Source organism: Glaciimonas sp. OK215 (assembly GCF_057787885.1).
Genome location: NZ_CM173544.1, coordinates 1,167,240 through 1,183,108, shown reverse-complemented (window position 1 = coordinate 1,183,108; position 15,869 = coordinate 1,167,240). Strand labels below are relative to the sequence as shown.

The 15,869-nt window shown below is 61.3% G+C and carries 14 protein-coding genes and 1 pseudogene; 9 read left to right on the top strand and 6 right to left on the bottom strand.

Annotated elements, in window-relative coordinates; genetic code table 11:
• The first annotated feature begins 120 nt into the window (after positions 1 to 120).
• On the top strand, positions 121 to 873 hold the full coding sequence (locus AC3CHX_RS05260) for an SDR family NAD(P)-dependent oxidoreductase (RefSeq protein ID WP_488643037.1): 753 nt from the start codon (positions 121 to 123) through the stop codon (positions 871 to 873).
• A pseudogene (locus tag AC3CHX_RS05255) lies at positions 870 to 1,067 on the top strand (pantetheine-phosphate adenylyltransferase); the annotation flags it as partial. The gene AC3CHX_RS05260 and the pseudogene AC3CHX_RS05255, both read left to right, overlap by 4 nt.
• Before the next feature lie 131 nt (positions 1,068 to 1,198).
• Here the strand turns inward: AC3CHX_RS05255 and AC3CHX_RS05250 are convergent.
• The 6 genes from AC3CHX_RS05250 to AC3CHX_RS05225 form a co-directional block, all read right to left on the bottom strand.
• The gene (locus tag AC3CHX_RS05250) at positions 1,199 to 2,197 is read right to left on the bottom strand and encodes an NADPH:quinone reductase (protein ID WP_488643036.1); all 999 of its coding nucleotides are present in this window, start codon (positions 2,195 to 2,197) and stop codon (positions 1,199 to 1,201) included.
• A gap of 135 nt (positions 2,198 to 2,332) precedes the next feature.
• Positions 2,333 to 3,484 (bottom strand): bifunctional 2-methylcitrate synthase/citrate synthase, encoded by a 1,152-nt coding sequence (prpC, locus tag AC3CHX_RS05245; protein WP_488643035.1) that lies wholly within the window; start codon positions 3,482 to 3,484, stop codon positions 2,333 to 2,335.
• Positions 3,485 to 3,622: 138 nt separating this feature from the next.
• Positions 3,623 to 4,678, bottom strand: coding sequence for a porin (locus AC3CHX_RS05240; protein WP_488643034.1), 1,056 nt, complete (start codon positions 4,676 to 4,678; stop codon positions 3,623 to 3,625).
• 210 nt (positions 4,679 to 4,888) lie between these two features.
• Entirely contained in the window at positions 4,889 to 8,458 is a 3,570-nt protein-coding gene (locus AC3CHX_RS05235; RefSeq protein WP_488643033.1) for an indolepyruvate ferredoxin oxidoreductase family protein, read from the bottom strand.
• 66 nt (positions 8,459 to 8,524) lie between these two features.
• Positions 8,525 to 9,676 (bottom strand): UxaA family hydrolase, encoded by a 1,152-nt coding sequence (locus tag AC3CHX_RS05230; protein ID WP_488643032.1) that lies wholly within the window; start codon positions 9,674 to 9,676, stop codon positions 8,525 to 8,527.
• A complete protein-coding gene (locus tag AC3CHX_RS05225; protein WP_488643031.1) occupies positions 9,673 to 9,972 on the bottom strand; it encodes a UxaA family hydrolase in 300 nt (99 codons plus the stop codon). The genes AC3CHX_RS05230 and AC3CHX_RS05225 overlap by 4 nt, the downstream gene beginning before the upstream one ends.
• Before the next feature lie 209 nt (positions 9,973 to 10,181).
• On the opposite strand from AC3CHX_RS05225, the gene AC3CHX_RS05220 reads away from it, so the two are divergent.
• The 7 genes from AC3CHX_RS05220 (at position 10,182) to AC3CHX_RS05190 (ending at position 15,844) form a co-directional block, all read left to right on the top strand.
• Complete coding sequence (locus AC3CHX_RS05220) at positions 10,182 to 10,637, top strand: hypothetical protein (RefSeq protein WP_488643030.1); 456 nt, start codon at positions 10,182 to 10,184, stop codon at positions 10,635 to 10,637.
• Positions 10,634 to 10,987, top strand: coding sequence for a hypothetical protein (locus tag AC3CHX_RS05215; RefSeq protein WP_488643029.1), 354 nt, complete (start codon positions 10,634 to 10,636; stop codon positions 10,985 to 10,987). Before AC3CHX_RS05220 ends, AC3CHX_RS05215 begins: the two co-directional genes overlap by 4 nt.
• A gap of 47 nt (positions 10,988 to 11,034) precedes the next feature.
• Positions 11,035 to 12,006 (top strand): zinc-binding dehydrogenase, encoded by a 972-nt coding sequence (locus AC3CHX_RS05210; RefSeq protein WP_488643028.1) that lies wholly within the window; start codon positions 11,035 to 11,037, stop codon positions 12,004 to 12,006.
• Between the two features lie 26 nt (positions 12,007 to 12,032).
• Complete coding sequence (locus AC3CHX_RS05205; protein ID WP_488643027.1) at positions 12,033 to 12,827, top strand: TauD/TfdA dioxygenase family protein; 795 nt, start codon at positions 12,033 to 12,035, stop codon at positions 12,825 to 12,827.
• 102 nt (positions 12,828 to 12,929) lie between these two features.
• Positions 12,930 to 14,045, top strand: coding sequence for a Re/Si-specific NAD(P)(+) transhydrogenase subunit alpha (locus AC3CHX_RS05200; protein ID WP_488643026.1), 1,116 nt, complete (start codon positions 12,930 to 12,932; stop codon positions 14,043 to 14,045).
• 12 nt (positions 14,046 to 14,057) lie between these two features.
• Complete coding sequence (locus AC3CHX_RS05195; protein WP_488643025.1) at positions 14,058 to 14,396, top strand: NAD(P) transhydrogenase subunit alpha part 2; 339 nt, start codon at positions 14,058 to 14,060, stop codon at positions 14,394 to 14,396.
• Between the two features lie 2 nt (positions 14,397 to 14,398).
• The gene (locus AC3CHX_RS05190) at positions 14,399 to 15,844 is read left to right on the top strand and encodes an NAD(P)(+) transhydrogenase (Re/Si-specific) subunit beta (RefSeq protein ID WP_488644723.1); all 1,446 of its coding nucleotides are present in this window, start codon (positions 14,399 to 14,401) and stop codon (positions 15,842 to 15,844) included.
• Positions 15,845 to 15,869 lie beyond the last annotated feature (25 nt).

The following is a 15,869-nucleotide window of genomic DNA, read 5'->3' as shown; positions in this document are numbered from 1 at the left end:
ATCGGCGGCACACTGTCTCTTTTGTTGCACTTCGAGACGCCGTCAGCACATTTCCCCATGCTAGACTGGCCGCTCCAGCCTGAGCAGTTGGTGCCAGGAGGAGTACACGAAAGGTAGAACATGGAGCAGACAATTAAGAGCGGCGCGGTGGTGGTGACTGGCGCGGCGCAAGGAATAGGCTACGCAATTGCCGAGCGTTTTGCGGCTCTGGGCCGGCGCGTGGTGATTGCCGACTTGCGTGGTTCCGAGGCCGCGGCGAAGAAGCTCGGCCACGATGCGCTGGGCTTCGACGCGGACGTGAGCAACGCCGAGCAGGTCGATGCATTGATGGCGTTCGCGGCCGAACGCACCGGCGGAGTGTCGGTGCTGGTCAACAACGCCGGCATCTACACCTCGCTCGCCAAAACATCGTTCGACGAAATCGACCCCGACGAATGGAAGCGCGTGTTCAACGTCAACGTCGAAGGCGTATGGTATTGCTGCCGCGCAGCGGCGCGCTACATGAAGCCAGCCGGCGACGGCAACATCATCAATATCGCGTCCGCGGCCGCGTCCAAGGGCACTGCGGGCCTCCTGCACTACGTGGCCAGCAAGGCCGCGGTGGTCGCGATGACGCGCACACTGGCGCGCGAGCTCGGACCGTACGGCGTACGCGTAAACACGGTGTCGCCGGGCTTTACGCAAAGCGACGGCATCCTGGCTGGCGGCGCGGCGCGTGGCCAGCAGAGCGAAGACATAAAGCGCCAGCGCGTCGTGCAGCGCGACATTGCACCTGACGACATCGCTGGCGCAGTGCTGTTCCTGGCTGGGCCCGATGCAGGCATGTTCGCCGGTCAGAACCTGATCGTCGACGGTGGCCTCACCATGAACTGAACGTAAGCGGCGGCTTCGTCCGCGCTCATGATGCGCAGGTCATTGTGAGAGGATTACGCGCCGTCTCCGATTTAGAATTCGAATTCCAGATGGCGGGGATTAACCGCCATCTGATACCCAATGCAGAGGCATTGTTCCTGACGCCGTCGGCCCAATGCCAGTTCATCTCCGGTACCATCGTGCGTGAAATTGCTTGCAGATATTTTCAAGAAACCGCTATACGTAAAGCGCTCAAAGTTCACACGAAAAAACTTTGGGAAGACTTTTCGATGGCTGCATAGATCAAGAATTCAGCCCTCGATTTCGTCCGCTCTCAGAATGACGTTTATTCAGTCTTCGACGCACCCCAAAGCACATCCACGATGACATTGCCCATCATCTTGCCACCCTCGACCGCTTCGTGTGCCGCAGCAATGTCATTTAACGTAAAGCGGGCGCCGATCGAGTGGGATAGCCGGCCGCTTGTCAGTAACTCGGTAACACCATCAAGCGCGATACGTCGATCTGTCGGATTAAGGTCGTAGACTAGAAAAAAATGTAGGCTAATCGAGCTAGACAGCAAAGTACGGAACGGCACCGCGATGTTGTCCATATTGTTCGAGCCGTAAGAAACGACGGTAGCATGCGGTGCTACCACCGAGTCGCCGATCAAACTTGCCGTAGTCGAAAAGTCCATATCGATAATGGCATCAACGCCCCGGCCGATGTTCAATTCTTTGACCCTCTTTTCGACAGGCTCCTGCTTGTAGTTGATCGTTGCGAAAGCGCCCGCAGCCTGGGCGTGCACCGCCTTTTCTGCCGAGCCAACCGTGCCAATCACATTGGCGCCACCGAGAACCGCAATCTGCGTGGCATAGTGGCCGACGGCGGATGATGCACCGACCACCAACACGGTCTTGCCAGAGATATCTCCCAGTAAGTGAACTGCTTGAAACGCGGTAAGTGCCGGAATGCCGAGGCAGGCGGCTGCCGCAAAATCGGTCGTGGCCGGCAACCTTGCAGCCTGCGCCTCGGGCAGCACGATATATTCGGCGGCGGTGCCCATTGGTCGCTGATGTTGCCCATTCCAGATCCAGACCCGTTCGCCAATCCGGCTGGGTGACACGCCATCGCCTACAATATCAATAACGCCGGCACCGTCGCTATGCGGCACGATGCGCTCAGTGTCAAGCGGACGACCGCGCTTTTTAACATCCGACGGATTGACGCCCGACGTCGCAAGCCTGACGCGAACCTCTCCCCGCTGTGGCGTCGGCGTTGGCAGTTCGCCGACGACGAGCACTTCACTAGCTGCGCCATTTTTTGAATACCAGGCAGCACGCATATAGATCTCCTTAGTAGAGTTGCCGTGTTGCAAACACGTCTGGCCGCGCGCGAGGGTATGCAACGATTTTTATCCCGATCTCGTCAGCTGAAACGCGTTCTCCTTTTTGCTTGCGGATCGGCGCTGGTCAGATGACTAACGTTGAGCGATGGGTACGAACGCCAGATCGTCCAGGCCGACATAATTGGCCGATGGGCGAATGATCTTGTTATCGATACGCTGCTCGATCACGTGCGCGGCCCAGCCGGAAGTACGGGAAATCACGAACAACGGTGTAAACATCGCGGTCGGCACGCCCATCATGTGGTACGAGACGGCCGAGAACCAGTCCAGATTCGGGAACATCCTCTTGACTTTCCACATCACGCTTTCCAGGCGCTCAGCGATGTCGAACGTCGCAGTCGCGCCCGCTTCGTCCGACAACTTGCGTGCCACTTCCTTGATGATGTTGCTGCGCGGATCGGATACGGTGTACACCGGATGACCGAACCCGGTCACCACTTCCTTGTTCTCTACCCGGCTCCTGATGTCGACTTCCGCTTCATCCGGATTGTCGTAACGCTTCTGGATTTCTAATGCGACTTCATTCGCGCCGCCATGTTTCGGGCCGCGCAAGGCACCGATTGCGCCGGTGATTGCAGAGTAGAAATCAGAGCCGGTGCCGGCAATCACCCGGCTGGTAAAGGTGGAGGCATTGAATTCGTGTTCCGCGTACAGGATCAGCGAGACGTGCATCGCTTTTTCCCATGCGGCGGATGGCTTCACGCCATGCAGCAGGTGCAGGAAATGGCCGCCGATGGAATCGGCGTCGGTTTCGACTTCAATGCGGCGGCCGTTGGTGCTGAAGTGATACCAGTACAGCAGCATGGAGCCGAATGACGCCATCAGGCGGTCAGCGATGTCACGTGCGCCCGGCGCATTGTGGTCATCTTTCTCAGGCAGTGTGCAGCCCAGCGCCGAGATGCCAGTGCGCATCACGTCCATCGGGTGCGATGCGGCAGGCAGTGCTTCCAGCGCGGCCTTGACGCTGATCGGCAAGCCGCGGAGGGATTTCAGTTTTGCCTTGTAGCCCTTGAGTTCGGAGGCAGTCGGTAACTTGCCGTATACCAGCAGATAGGCGATTTCCTCGAATTCGCAGGTGTCGGCGATATCCAGGATGTCATAGCCGCGGTAATGCAGGTCGTTGCCGGTCTTGCCGACGGAACACAGTGCAGTGTTGCCTGCGGTCACGCCGGACAGCGCGACGGATTTTTTCGGTTTGAAACCGGTTGCTTGTGCTTCGCTCATTTTTAATCTCCTGACGGAAAAGAATCGGTGTAATGGGGGTGCTTTTAGGAATCTCTGATTACGTAGAGGAAGTTCTGAGTAAGCGTAGCCTCAGCTAACGCTGACCTGATTCACTGGCGTCTCCGCTTTTTGACGTGATTAGAACCGATGGCGTATCCCGAACGTTAGACCTGCCTGATTGCCACCGGGATTGACGGTCCCGTCTAGCGCCACTGCAGCCTTTGCCTGATTTCTTATCAACGCCACCTGTGAATAAAAATCGGTTCGTTTGGAAAGTGCATAGCTGCCAAGGACCGTGTACATTGCAGATCTGTTTGACCCGCCCGCAGGATCGGAGAAATATGCTGAAGTGAGCAATGTCACTGCGGCGCTGGGGTTATATGACATGCCAACCCAGTAGAGATTCGTCCTTGTGGCGATTGGCGGCGTATGCATGTTTCGTCTCTGAAAGGCAGCGTATATCTTAACTGGCTTAAAATCAGCGACTATCCCCAGTGCCATTCGCTCAGTCGTATTCTTCTCGGTGGCTACTGAAGTGCCATTTTGGCGGTCATACAGCACACCAGCCAACAAACTCCCAAACTGATAGTTGACGTTTGTAGACATTTCCTTTCCGACCTGGAATGCACCCGGGACTTCGCCTCCGTTTGCGATAGTGCTGTCAACGCCAAGGCTATATTGGGCACTAGCATTCAAACCGCCAAATTTCCCGACGTATTTGAGCGCATTATCGGCGCGGCTAACGTAGGAGACATCCAGAACAGGAGTCGAATAGCGTGCGGGAGCCACAGGGTCGTAAATTAGGGCAAAATCATATATCGGTGTCGCCTCTCGTCCCGCTTGCACCTCACCAAAATTTCCTGCCAGACCAACATAAGCTTGGCGCCCAAAAAGGCGTCCACCATTGTTCAAAGCACCGGTGTCGGCCGCAAAGCCATTCTCAAGTACGAAGACTGCTGCCAATCCATCCCCTAAGTCTTCTCGGCCGCGAAATCCGATGCGCGAAGCAGATGCGTTTCCTGAGTCCACACGAGTCAGGCTTCCGGTCGCGGCGCCCGCACTGTTTACTCGCACCTTATTTACATATTCGACCCCTACGTCGACGATCCCGTATACCTGAACGTTGGTTTGCGCGTGCAGGGCGGTGGATGCAATCACGGAGCCCAATAGAATAGTTGCGTTAAGTGTTTTCATTTTATCTCCTATGTAAACCGTAATAATTTTGTTTTTGGCAATATTACATTGTTAATTGCCACCTTCGTTTCCTCTCGCATGGAGAGGAGGATGCACTTCTTGTGATCATCTGCATCGGTCGGCAATGCCGCGCTGCTTCATGATGTTGCATCTCCTAGAGGACGGAGGTGGTTATTGCGTTGATTTCCTCAAATTTGATACGGGCTGGTGTTAAGCAGTCGCTTGAGGCCTCATTGCCTGCTCCTTGCCGGTGGTGGCACGCCACTGCGCCATCAGCCGGGCCCATTTTTCCCGCACCGCAGCCAGATGGCGCGCCTTGACGTGGCCGTAGCCGCGGATTTCTTCAGGCAGCCGCGCGATTTCCAGCGCCAGCTCCAGGTTCTGCGCCGACAGGGTGGCCAGGATTTCCTCGATACAGCGCTGGTACTCGCCTATCAATGCGCGCTCTTCCTTGCGTTCGGAACTGTAGCCAAGCGGGTCGAACGGCGTGCCACGCAGCCCTTTGCACTTCGCCATCAGGTGCATCGCCGTGCGCATCCAGCGACCGTACGCCCGCTTGACCAGTTCGCCTTTCTCATTCTTCTTGGCCAGCAGCGGCGGCGCCATGTGATGCACAAGCCGATAGTTTCCCTCGAACATCTCCTCCACCTTGGCCTGGAAAGTGCCATCGGTATGCAGGCGCGCGACCTCATATTCATCCTTGTAGGCCATCAGCTTGAACAGATAGCGTGCCACTTCCTTGCCCAGCCGGCTGCCGCCCAGAGGGACTTCGGCCGCCTGCACCCGGCCCACGAAGCGCAGGTATTGCTCGGCATACGCCGCATTCTGATAGTCGGCAAGGAATTCAGCCCGCTTGCTGACCATCTGCACCAGTGTTGGCGGGCGCAGCAGCGTGATCGCTTGTGCCGGCGTGGCAGCGAGCATGACGCTGGCCGGATCGTGGGCGCATTGCCGCCCCCACTCGAACGCCTCCTGGTTGGCGCCGACCTGCACGCCATTGAGTTCGATGGCGCGCATCAAGCTGGCGTGCGAGAGCGGCACCTGCCCCTTTTGCCAGGCATAACCGAGCATCAGCAAGTTGGCGAAGATCGACTGCCCCATCAGCTGAGTGGCGACCTGTGCCGCGTCGACGATGCCGAGCCGGCCTCGGCCGATGATGTGGGCGATGGCGTCCGCATGGCTCTCCGAGCTGGTGTTCCAGTCGGGGTTGCGCACGATCGCCGCCGTCGGCGTCACGTGGCTGTTCAGCACAACGTAGGTGCGCTGCGGGAACATCATGGCCAGGGTAGTCTTGCCGGCACCGACCACGCCGTCGCAGGCGATCACCAGATCGGCCATGCCGAGATCCACCCGGCTCGCGTGCAAGGCTTCGGACTGGTCGGCGATCTGGATATGGCTCCAGGTTGCGCCGCCCATTTGCGCCATGCCGGTGGCATCTTGCGTGATCACCGTCTTGCCTTCCAGGTGCGCGGCCATGCCGAGCACCTGGCCGATGGTGACGACGCCGGTGCCGCCCACCCCGGCGACCACGATGCGGCGCGCCGGCGTGGCTGACGGCAGCATCGGTTCGGGGATATTGGTCGGCGTCGGGTGCGCCTGCTTGACGGCCGCTGTTATCTTCTTCAGCTGACCGCCTTCGACCGTGACAAAGCTCGGGCAAAAGCCCTTGACGCAGGAGAAGTCCTTGTTGCAGGTGTCCTGGTTGATCTTGCGCTTGCGGCCGAACTCGGTTTCCACCGGCTGCACCGCCAGGCAGTTACTTTCGACCGAGCAGTCGCCGCAGCCTTCGCACACCAGTTCGTTGATGACGACGCGCTTTTCCGGATCGACCATGGTGCCGCGCTTGCGTTCGCGGCGCTTCTTGGTGGCGCAGGCCTGGTCGTAGATGATTACCGTAGCGCCCTTCACTTCGCGCAATTCGCGCTGCACCGCATCGAGGTCGTCGCGATGGCGCAGCGTCACGCCGGTCCCCAGCGCGACGCCGGCGTACTTGTCGATATCGTCGCTGACCACAACGATGCGTTTGGCGCCTTCCGCGGTGAGCTCGCTGATCAATCCGGGCACGTCGAGCTGGCCGTCCACCGCCTGGCCGCCGGTCATCGCCACCGCGCTGTTGTAGAGGATCTTGTAAGTGATGTTGACGCCGGCATGGATCGACTGCCGGACCGCCAGGGATCCGGAGTGATTGTAGGTGCCATCGCCCAGGTTGGCGAACATGTGCTGACGCTTGCTGAACGGCGCCTGCCCCATCCAGTGCACGCCTTCGCCGCCCATCTGGCTCCAGGTGGTAGTGGCGCGGTCCATCCAGGTCACCATGCCGTGGCAGCCGATGCCGGCCATCGCCAGCGACCCTTCCGGTACGACGGTGCTGGTATTGTGCGGGCAGCCGGGGCAGAACCACGGCAGGCGGTCGCTGTGGCGCTTGTCGCCCTGCTCGGACGCGCGCTCCTTGGCGTCGATCTCGGCCAGCCGCACATCCATGCGCGCTGCCACGTCGGGCGGCACCCCCAGCGCCTTCAGGCGGCCGGCGATGGCCTTGGCGATCAAGGCCGGTGTCAGATCGGCCTTGGCGCGCAGCAGCCAGTCCTGGCCGGGCCGGCGGTGACTCCATTCCCCGCCCGTCGGCATGCCGTCGGGAGCGCCGTACTTGCCCAGCACCACAGGGCGGGCGTCGGCCCGGTAATGGTAAAGCTCATCCTTGAGCTGCTGTTCGATGACGGGGCGTTTTTCCTCGATCACCAGGATCTCGCGCAAGCCGTGCGCAAACGCGCGCACGGCCGTCGGCTCCAGGGGCCAGACCACGCTCACCTTATGCAGGCGCAGGCCGATCGCACGGCAGCCGGCCTCGTCCAGGCCCAGATCCGTCAGCGCCTGACGCGTGTCGCTGTATGCCTTGCCACTGGCGATCAGGCCCAACCGGTCGGCGGTGCCGGCAAACACATTGTAGTTGAGCCCGTTGGCCCGCACATAGGCCAGCGCGGCCGGCCATTTGTACTCCATCATGCGCGCTTCCTGGGCCAGCGGATCGTCCGGCCAGCGGGCGTGCAGGCCGCCTTCGGGCTGCTCGAAGTCCTCGGGCAGCACGATACGCGTTCGATCAGCATCGATCTCCACCACGGAACCCGACTCGACCACTTCCTGCACCGTCTTCATGCCGGCCCACAAGCCGCTGAACCGGCTCATGGCAAAGGCATGCTGACCGAGGTCGAGGATATCCTGGACGCTGGCCGGGATGAACACCGGCAGTCCGCAGGCGATGAAAGTGTGGTCGCTCTGATGCGCCAGGGTGCTGCTCTTGGAGAGGTGATCGTCGCCGGCCAGGGCGAGCACCCCGCCCAGTGCGGCGGTGCCGGCCAGATTGGCATGCTTGAGCGCGTCGCCGCTGCGGTCGACGCCCGGTCCCTTGCCGTACCAGATGCCGAACACGCCATCGTGCTTCCTGTGCTCGGGGTAGAAGTCGAGCTGCTGCGAGCCCCACACCGCGGTGACGCCGAGTTCTTCGTTGACACCGGGCTGGAACACCACCTGCTTGGCTTCCAGGTGTTTCTTGGCCGCCCACAGGGCCTGGTCGTAATTGCCTAGCGGCGAGCCACGGTAACCGGAGATGAAACCGGCCGTATCGTGGCCGGCAAGGGCATCGCGGCTGCGCTGCAGCAACGGCAGGCGCACCAGCGCCTGCACCCCGCTCATGAAGGCGCGACCCGACTGGAGGGCATATTTGTCATCGAGGGTAACGCCATCGATGGCCTGGCGGCTGGCATTGGTAAGTGGAGCATTCATGGGACGGTTTCGCTTCCTGGTGTGAATGAGAACGGTCGTCACGCGGACGGTATCGGCGCGGCCTGATCAGAGGCTGCGTTCAAAGCGGCTAATCGCGGTTTCCCGCACATCCAGCACTTCGCTGGTGATCACGGTGCCGGACGCGACCTCGATCGCGTACGCGTACAACTGGTCGCCAAGGTCGGCAATGCGCAGCCCCTGCTCGAAGATGCCGCTGACGTCGAAATCGATGTTGTCGGCCATCGACAGCAAGGTATTCTTGTTGCCGCAAATCTTGACCGTCGGCGTCACCATGCTGCCAATCGGATTCCCGACGCCAGTGCCGAAGAAGGCCAGCTGACAGCCGCTGATGGCCATCGCGGTGAGATTCTCCACCGCTGCCGCCGGCGCATCCATGAAGTGCAAGCCTTTGCGGCGCGGCGCTTCGCCGTAGGACAGCACGCCAACCAGCGGGGTGGTGCCGGACTTGGCCAGCGCACCGAGCGCTTTTTCCTCAACGGTGGTCAGTCCGCCACGCTTGTTGTCGGGTGAAGGCTGGTCCTCGCGCATGTCGACGCCACGCAGGATGGCGGTATTTTCCATGTCGCGCACCGCCTTGACAAAGGCGCTCTTGACTGTCTCGTCGGCCGCGCGTGCAGCAAACAGATGTTCGGCGCCGATGAATTCAGAGGTCTCGGAAATGATGACCGTGCCACCCTCAGCGATCACCAGGTCGGCCAGGCGGCCGATGACGGGATTGCAGCTCAGGCCGGACGTGGTGTCCGATCCGCCGCATTCGACGCCGATGATCAGTTCCGATACCGGACATGCCTCGCGCCTGGCACGCGACGCCTGCAAAACCAGCTTTGCTGCTTTGCGGGTGCCCTCCGCGATGCAGTTGATGCTGCCATCGGGCTGCAGATGCACTGTCTCGACCGGCTTGCCGGTGCTGCGGATGCGACGCGCCACCGCTTCGGTCGACTGCGCCTCGAGGCCGACCAGCAGCACCGCAGCGATATTCGGATTGCGTCCCAGGCCGGCGATCGACTCGAAGGTGAAATCGAGATCGGCGCCGAACTGGCCGCGCACGAACAGCGTGGTGACCGGTATGCAGCCATCGACGGCTTGCACGATGGCGCGGGTGGCTGGATTGCAGTTATCCATCACTGACACCACCGCAACCCAGTTGCGCACGCCGATTGTGCCGTTCTCACGGCGGTAGCCCAGAAATGTCGTCATTTGCTTGTCTCCTTTGATAAGTCGCCGCGGGCGCGGGCGGACTCGATGTTGTGCACATGCATGTGCTCGCCCATTTTTACCGCTTGGCTGGCGCGCCCGATGACCTGCCCGTATTTCAGGATATTGGCATCCTTGGGTGTGTCGGCGATGCACAGCTTGTGGCCGAAGGGAATGTCCTGCAACAGCCGCACCTCGCCGCTGGCTTCGCCCTGCAGGCGGCAGACGTCGCCGGCCACGCCAGGATCGATCAGGGTGGCGAGATTGTCGCTTTCATTTAGTACGATGGCACGTGGCATTTTTATAACTCCTATATAGGTATAATTACTACTGTATAGATAATTCTCGTGGCATGTCAAGAAAAATGTGGAGTACGCCCTTGTTGAAGCGTGTTTTCTATATTTCGTCAAAGAAAGTCCTACATAGAAGTTCTTGACAAAGGATGCGCCCCGGTCTATCTTGGTTTCATTGCGGTGCGACTGCGCCGCCAAACCAGCGAGAGGCGAACATGAAGGTGGCCCAACACATGGACAAGATTGAACGACTGGAGGCGCTGCGCGCCCGGCTCGACCCGCTCCAGGATTTCGAACTGTGGTTTTGGGCCGGCATGACGGCCGGGACCCATGCGGTCAATGCGGCACTGCACCAGACCGGCGCCACCATCGCCGAGGAAGCGTTCGCACTCCAGCCCGGGGTCTATCTGGTGCCGCAAGCCGACGGCACGCTGACGCCGACGTTCCGGCCGCTGGGCGATGTGCTGCATGTGGGCCGCCCGAAAGTGGAGGCCCCGGTATCCGATGCGGTCAGCGCGATGATGCATCAAATGGAAATCATCGAGCATTACCGCGACCCGTGTCTGCGCGAGGGATTGCAGCCGACGCCGGCGATCGCCGCGGAATGCGACGCCGCCCTGCGGCGCTGCCTGCAGTTGCTGGCGACCTGCCTGGCGGAGGGGCAGGCATGAACATCGAACAACATATCGAGATGGCGCGGCGCATCGAGCGTTCGCTGGAAAAATGCGGACCGGCCGATCATGAAATGCGCATCGAAGCGGCGATGCTGGCCGGCACCCATTGGCTGAACGCGGCGCTGCATGGCGCCGGTGCGACGACGCCGGCCACCGACATATTCCACAGTTATTTACTGACGGTGAACGAATTCCGCCGGCTGTGCATCGCCGATGGCGCGCGGCTGCGCGCGTTGGCGGAGATTGAAGACCTGCGACCACCCTTTGTCCGCGGCAACTGGCATGGCGGTGAGCACGCAGGAGAACGCGCGCTTGCATTGCTGGCGCAGATCCGCCCGGCGGTCTAGAACCTGAACAACAACGCAGTACGGTATTGAACCCTAAGGAGAGAACAGTGAAAGCAGTGCGTGTCATTCCATCCGCCGAAGGCGGCATAGTCGAGGTGCAGGACATCCCTACCCCGGTCGTCGGTGCCGGACAAGTCCTGGTCCGGGTCCGGGCAACCGGCCTTAACCGCGGTGAGATTAATCAGGCCAGCGAAATGCGCTCGGGCAGTACGATCACGGCCGGCGTGGAATTTGCCGGCGAAGTCGCTGCAGTGGGCGAGGGCGTCAGCGCGTGGCAGGAAGGTGACCGGGTGATGGGGCATGGTAAAGGTTGCCAGGCTGAGTATGTGCTTGCCCATCCTCTGACCCTGATGCGGGTGCCGGCCGACCTGTCGTGGGTCGATGCCGCCGCGTTTCCGAACGTGTTCATCACGGCGCATGACGCCGTGGTCAGCAACGGCGAGTTGAAGGCGGGCGAGTCGATCCTGATCAATGGCGCGTCAGGCGGCGTGGCCCTGGCGGCGATTCAGATCGCCAAGGCACTGGGCGCCAGGCCCGTGATGGCGATGTCGCGCTCGGCGGACAAACTGCGCAAGCTGGCGCAATTCGGTGTCGATGTCGGCATCGACGCTTCCGCGGGTTCGCATGTCGATGCCGTGATGGCGGCCACCGATCAGCGCGGCGTCGACGTGATCATCGACACCGTCGGCGGCCCCGTGTTCGAGGCCAATATGCAGTGCCTGGCGGTGCAGGGGCGCCTGATCAATATCGCGCGGCTCGGCTCGGCCACGGCGCAGATCGACCTGTCCACGCTGTGGTTAAAGCGCCTCAAGCTGATCGGCGTAACCTTCCGCACCCGCTCCGAGGCCGAACGCCTGGAATGCATCCAGGCCTGCGCGCGCGACCTGCTGCCCCTGCTCGCGGCCGGCAAGCTCAAGCTGCCGATCGACCGTACCTTCCCGCTGACCTCGGTCCTGGAGGCGCATGCCTACATGAAGCGCGATGAGCACATCGGAAAAATTGTCCTCGTGGCCGACTGAATCACCACTATAACCAGGAGACATGCATGAGTATCACGATTACCCCCCTCACCGGCTCGGTCGGTGCACTGGTCGAAGGCGCCGACCTGAATCAGCCCATCGGTGCCGAAGAATTCGCGGTGCTGCATCAGGCCCTCACCACCAGGGGCGTTCTGGTCTGGCGTGGCCAGCACTTGCAGCCCGATGCACACATCGCCTTTGCCAAGCTGTGGGGCACCCCGGCGCAGAACAATCCGCTCGACCCTTCCGTGCCCGGCTACCCGGGCCTGATCCAGGTGACCAAGATCCCGAAGGCGACTGCCTCGACCGAGGCGTGGCACTCGGACTCGATCTATACCAAGGTGCCGCCCAAGATTTCCATCCTCTCGGCGGTGGTGGTGCCGCATGGCGGCGACACGATGTGGTGCAATCAATACCAGTCCTACGAGCGTCTGTCGCCCACCATGCAAGCCATGCTCGAAGGCTTGCGCGCGCGCTTCACCGGACTACGGCTGGCCAGGATGCGCGGCATCGAAGAGGTGCCAGAGGCCGTCCACCCTATCGTTCGCACGCATCCAGATACCAAGCGCAAGGCCCTGTATATCGGCCACCCCGATACCGCCCAGCAGATCGAAGGCATGACCGCGGCCGAGAGCCGGCCGTTGCTCGACTTCCTGTATGAGCATTCCACCGCGCCCGACAATGTATACCGCCACATGTGGCAGGTGGGCGATGTGGTGATCTGGGACAACCGCTGCACCATGCACTACGCCGTGCACGACTATGGCGATGCGGAGCGCGTCCTGAACCGCATCACGCTGCAGGGCGAAGTACCCGCCTGAGCGGCGGGTCACTGCGTGCAGCAAACGGCCTGGCATGTTGGAGGCCGCTGCTGCGCGATGCGGAAAAGTCTGAGAGCTACGTGGGACAACAGGGAAGAACAGATGAAAATAGGTATTCCAACCGAAACTCGAACGGGTGAGACGCGTGTGGCCGCCACCCCCGAGACAGTAAAGAAACTGGTAGCGGGCAAGCACGACGTCGTCGTCCAGTCCGGGGCAGGCATGGCCGCAAGCATTCCGGACGAGGCCTACACCGCCGCCGGCGCGTTCATTGGCAGCACTGCCGAGGCGTTCGGCGCCGAGACGGTCCTGAAAGTCCGCGCGCCGAGTGCGGAAGAATATGCGCTGCTCAGCAGCGGTACGGTCGTGATCGGCATGCTGAACCCCTTCGATGCCGAGAATATTGCGCTGATGGCAAGTCACGGGCTGACCGCCTTCGCCCTCGAAGCCGCGCCGCGGACCTCGCGTGCGCAATCGATGGACGTGCTGTCGTCGCAAGCGAATATCGCCGGTTACAAGGCGGTGCTGATGGCGGCCAACACCTATCAGCGCTTCATGCCGATGCTGATGACCGCCGCCGGCACCGTCAAGGCGGCGCGCATGCTGATCATGGGCGCGGGGGTGGCCGGTCTGCAGGCGATCGCCACGGCCAAGCGGCTGGGTGCGGTGATCGAAGCCTCGGATGTGCGGCCGGCGGTCAAGGAGCAGATCGAATCGCTGGGCGCGAAATTTCTCGATGTGCCGTTCATTACCGATGAAGAACGTGAAATCGCCCAAGGCGTCGGCGGCTATGCGCGCCAGATGCCCGCCGACTGGATGCGGCGTCAGGCCGAACTGGTGCATGAGCGCGCCAGGCAGGCCGACATCATCATCACCACGGCGCTGATTCCGGGTCGCAGGGCGCCGGTGCTGATCAGCCAAGCGACCGTCAAGGCCATGAAGCCGGGCTCGGTGATCCTCGACATGGCCGCTGATCAGGGCGGCAATTGCTCTTTGTCCGAAGCGGGCAAGACCGTCATCAGGCATGGCGTGCACATCATCGGCGAAGGCAATCTGGCGGCGCTGCTGGCGGCCGACGCCTCGGCGCTGTATGCGCGCAATATGCTCGATTTCCTCAAATTGATCGTCAATCCGGAAGGCGGACTGGTGATCAATCTCGAGGACGATATCGTGGCCGCCACGCTGCTATGCAGCGGCGGTGAAGTACTACGCAAATAGGATAGGGAAATCATGGAAGTCACGCATACCATCACCAATCTGATCATCTTCGTACTGGCGATCTACGTCGGTTACCACGTGGTCTGGACCGTCACACCGGCCTTGCATACGCCGCTGATGGCGGTCACCAACGCGATTTCCGCGATCATCATCATCGGCGCGATGCTGGCCGCCGGACTGACCGAAGGCATCGTCGGGCAGGTTGCCGGAACACTGGCGGTGGCGCTGGCTGCGGTCAACGTCTTCGGCGGCTTTCTGGTCACGCAGCGGATGCTGGAAATGTTCAGAAAGAAAGAACCGAAAGCAGTGGCGCTTCCTAAGAAAACTGATTTAGCGGGAGCCCAATCATGAGCATGGCATTCGTTAGCATGAACCTGGTGACGATGTTCTACCTGATCGCCTCGGTGTGTTTCATCCAGGCCCTGAAAGGGCTGTCGCACCCGTCCTCGGCCCGGCGCGGGAACGTCTTCGGCATGGGCGGCATGGCGCTCGCCGCGATCACCACCATCGCGCTGATCATCAAACTCAAGACCCAGGCCGGCAGTACCGGCCTGGGTTTCGGGCTGGTGCTGATCGGTTTGGTGGTGGGCGGCGGTATCGGCGCGACTCTGGCCAAGCGGGTCGAAATGACCAAGATGCCGGAACTGGTCGCGGCGATGCACTCGCTGATCGGCTTGGCCGCCGTCTGTATCGCGGTCGCAGCCGTGTCCGAGCCGTGGGCCTTCGGCATCGCGGCGCATGGCGACGCGTTGCCGGTCGGCAACCGCATCGAGTTGTTCATCGGCACCTTCGTCGGTGCGATCACCTTCTCCGGTTCGGTGATTGCGTTCGGCAAGCTGTCGGGCAAGTATAAATTCCGCCTGTTCCAGGGCGCGCCGGTCAGCTTCCGGGGCCAGCATTTCATCAACCTGCTGCTGGCCGTGGCGATGCTCGGTCTGGGCATTATCTTTGTGCTGACCCAATCCTGGCTGCCGTTCATCCTGATGACCATCATCGCCTTCGTCTTGGGCGTGCTGATCATCATCCCGATCGGCGGCGCGGACATGCCGGTGGTGGTCTCGATGCTCAACAGCTATTCGGGCTGGGCTGCCGCCGGGATCGGCTTCTCGCTGAACAATGCGATGCTGATCATCGCCGGTTCGCTGGTCGGATCCTCCGGTGCGATCCTGTCCTACATCATGTGCCGTGCGATGAACCGCTCATTCTTCAACGTGATCCTGGGCGGTTTCGGCGGCGCTCCCGCTGACGCGACGCCGGGTGCGGCGCAAGGCCAACGCCCGGTGAAAGCCGGCTCCGCCGACGATGCCGCGTTCCTGATGGGGAATGCCGAAACCGTCATCATCGTGCCCGGCTACGGCCTGGCGGTGGCGCGTGCCCAGCATGCGTTGATGGAACTGGCCGAGAAACTGTCGCACAAGGGCGTCACCGTCAAGTTCGCGATTCACCCGGTGGCAGGGCGCATGCCGGGCCACATGAACGTCTTGCTGGCCGAGGCTGAAGTGCCGTACGACCAGGTGTTCGAGATGGAAGACATCAACAGCGAATTCGGCCAGGCCGATGTGGTGCTGGTGCTGGGTGCCAACGACGTCGTCAATCCGGCCGCCAAGGATCCGAAGTCGTCGATTGCCGGCATGCCGATCCTGGAAGCCTACAAAGCCAAGACCGTCATCGTCAACAAGCGGTCGATGGCCTCCGGCTATGCCGGGCTGGACAACGAGTTGTTCTACATGGACAAGACCATGATGGTGTTCGGGGATGCCAAGAAGGTTATCGAAGACATGCTCAAGGCGGTGGGCTGAACAGGCATGGCGCAAGCTGATGCCC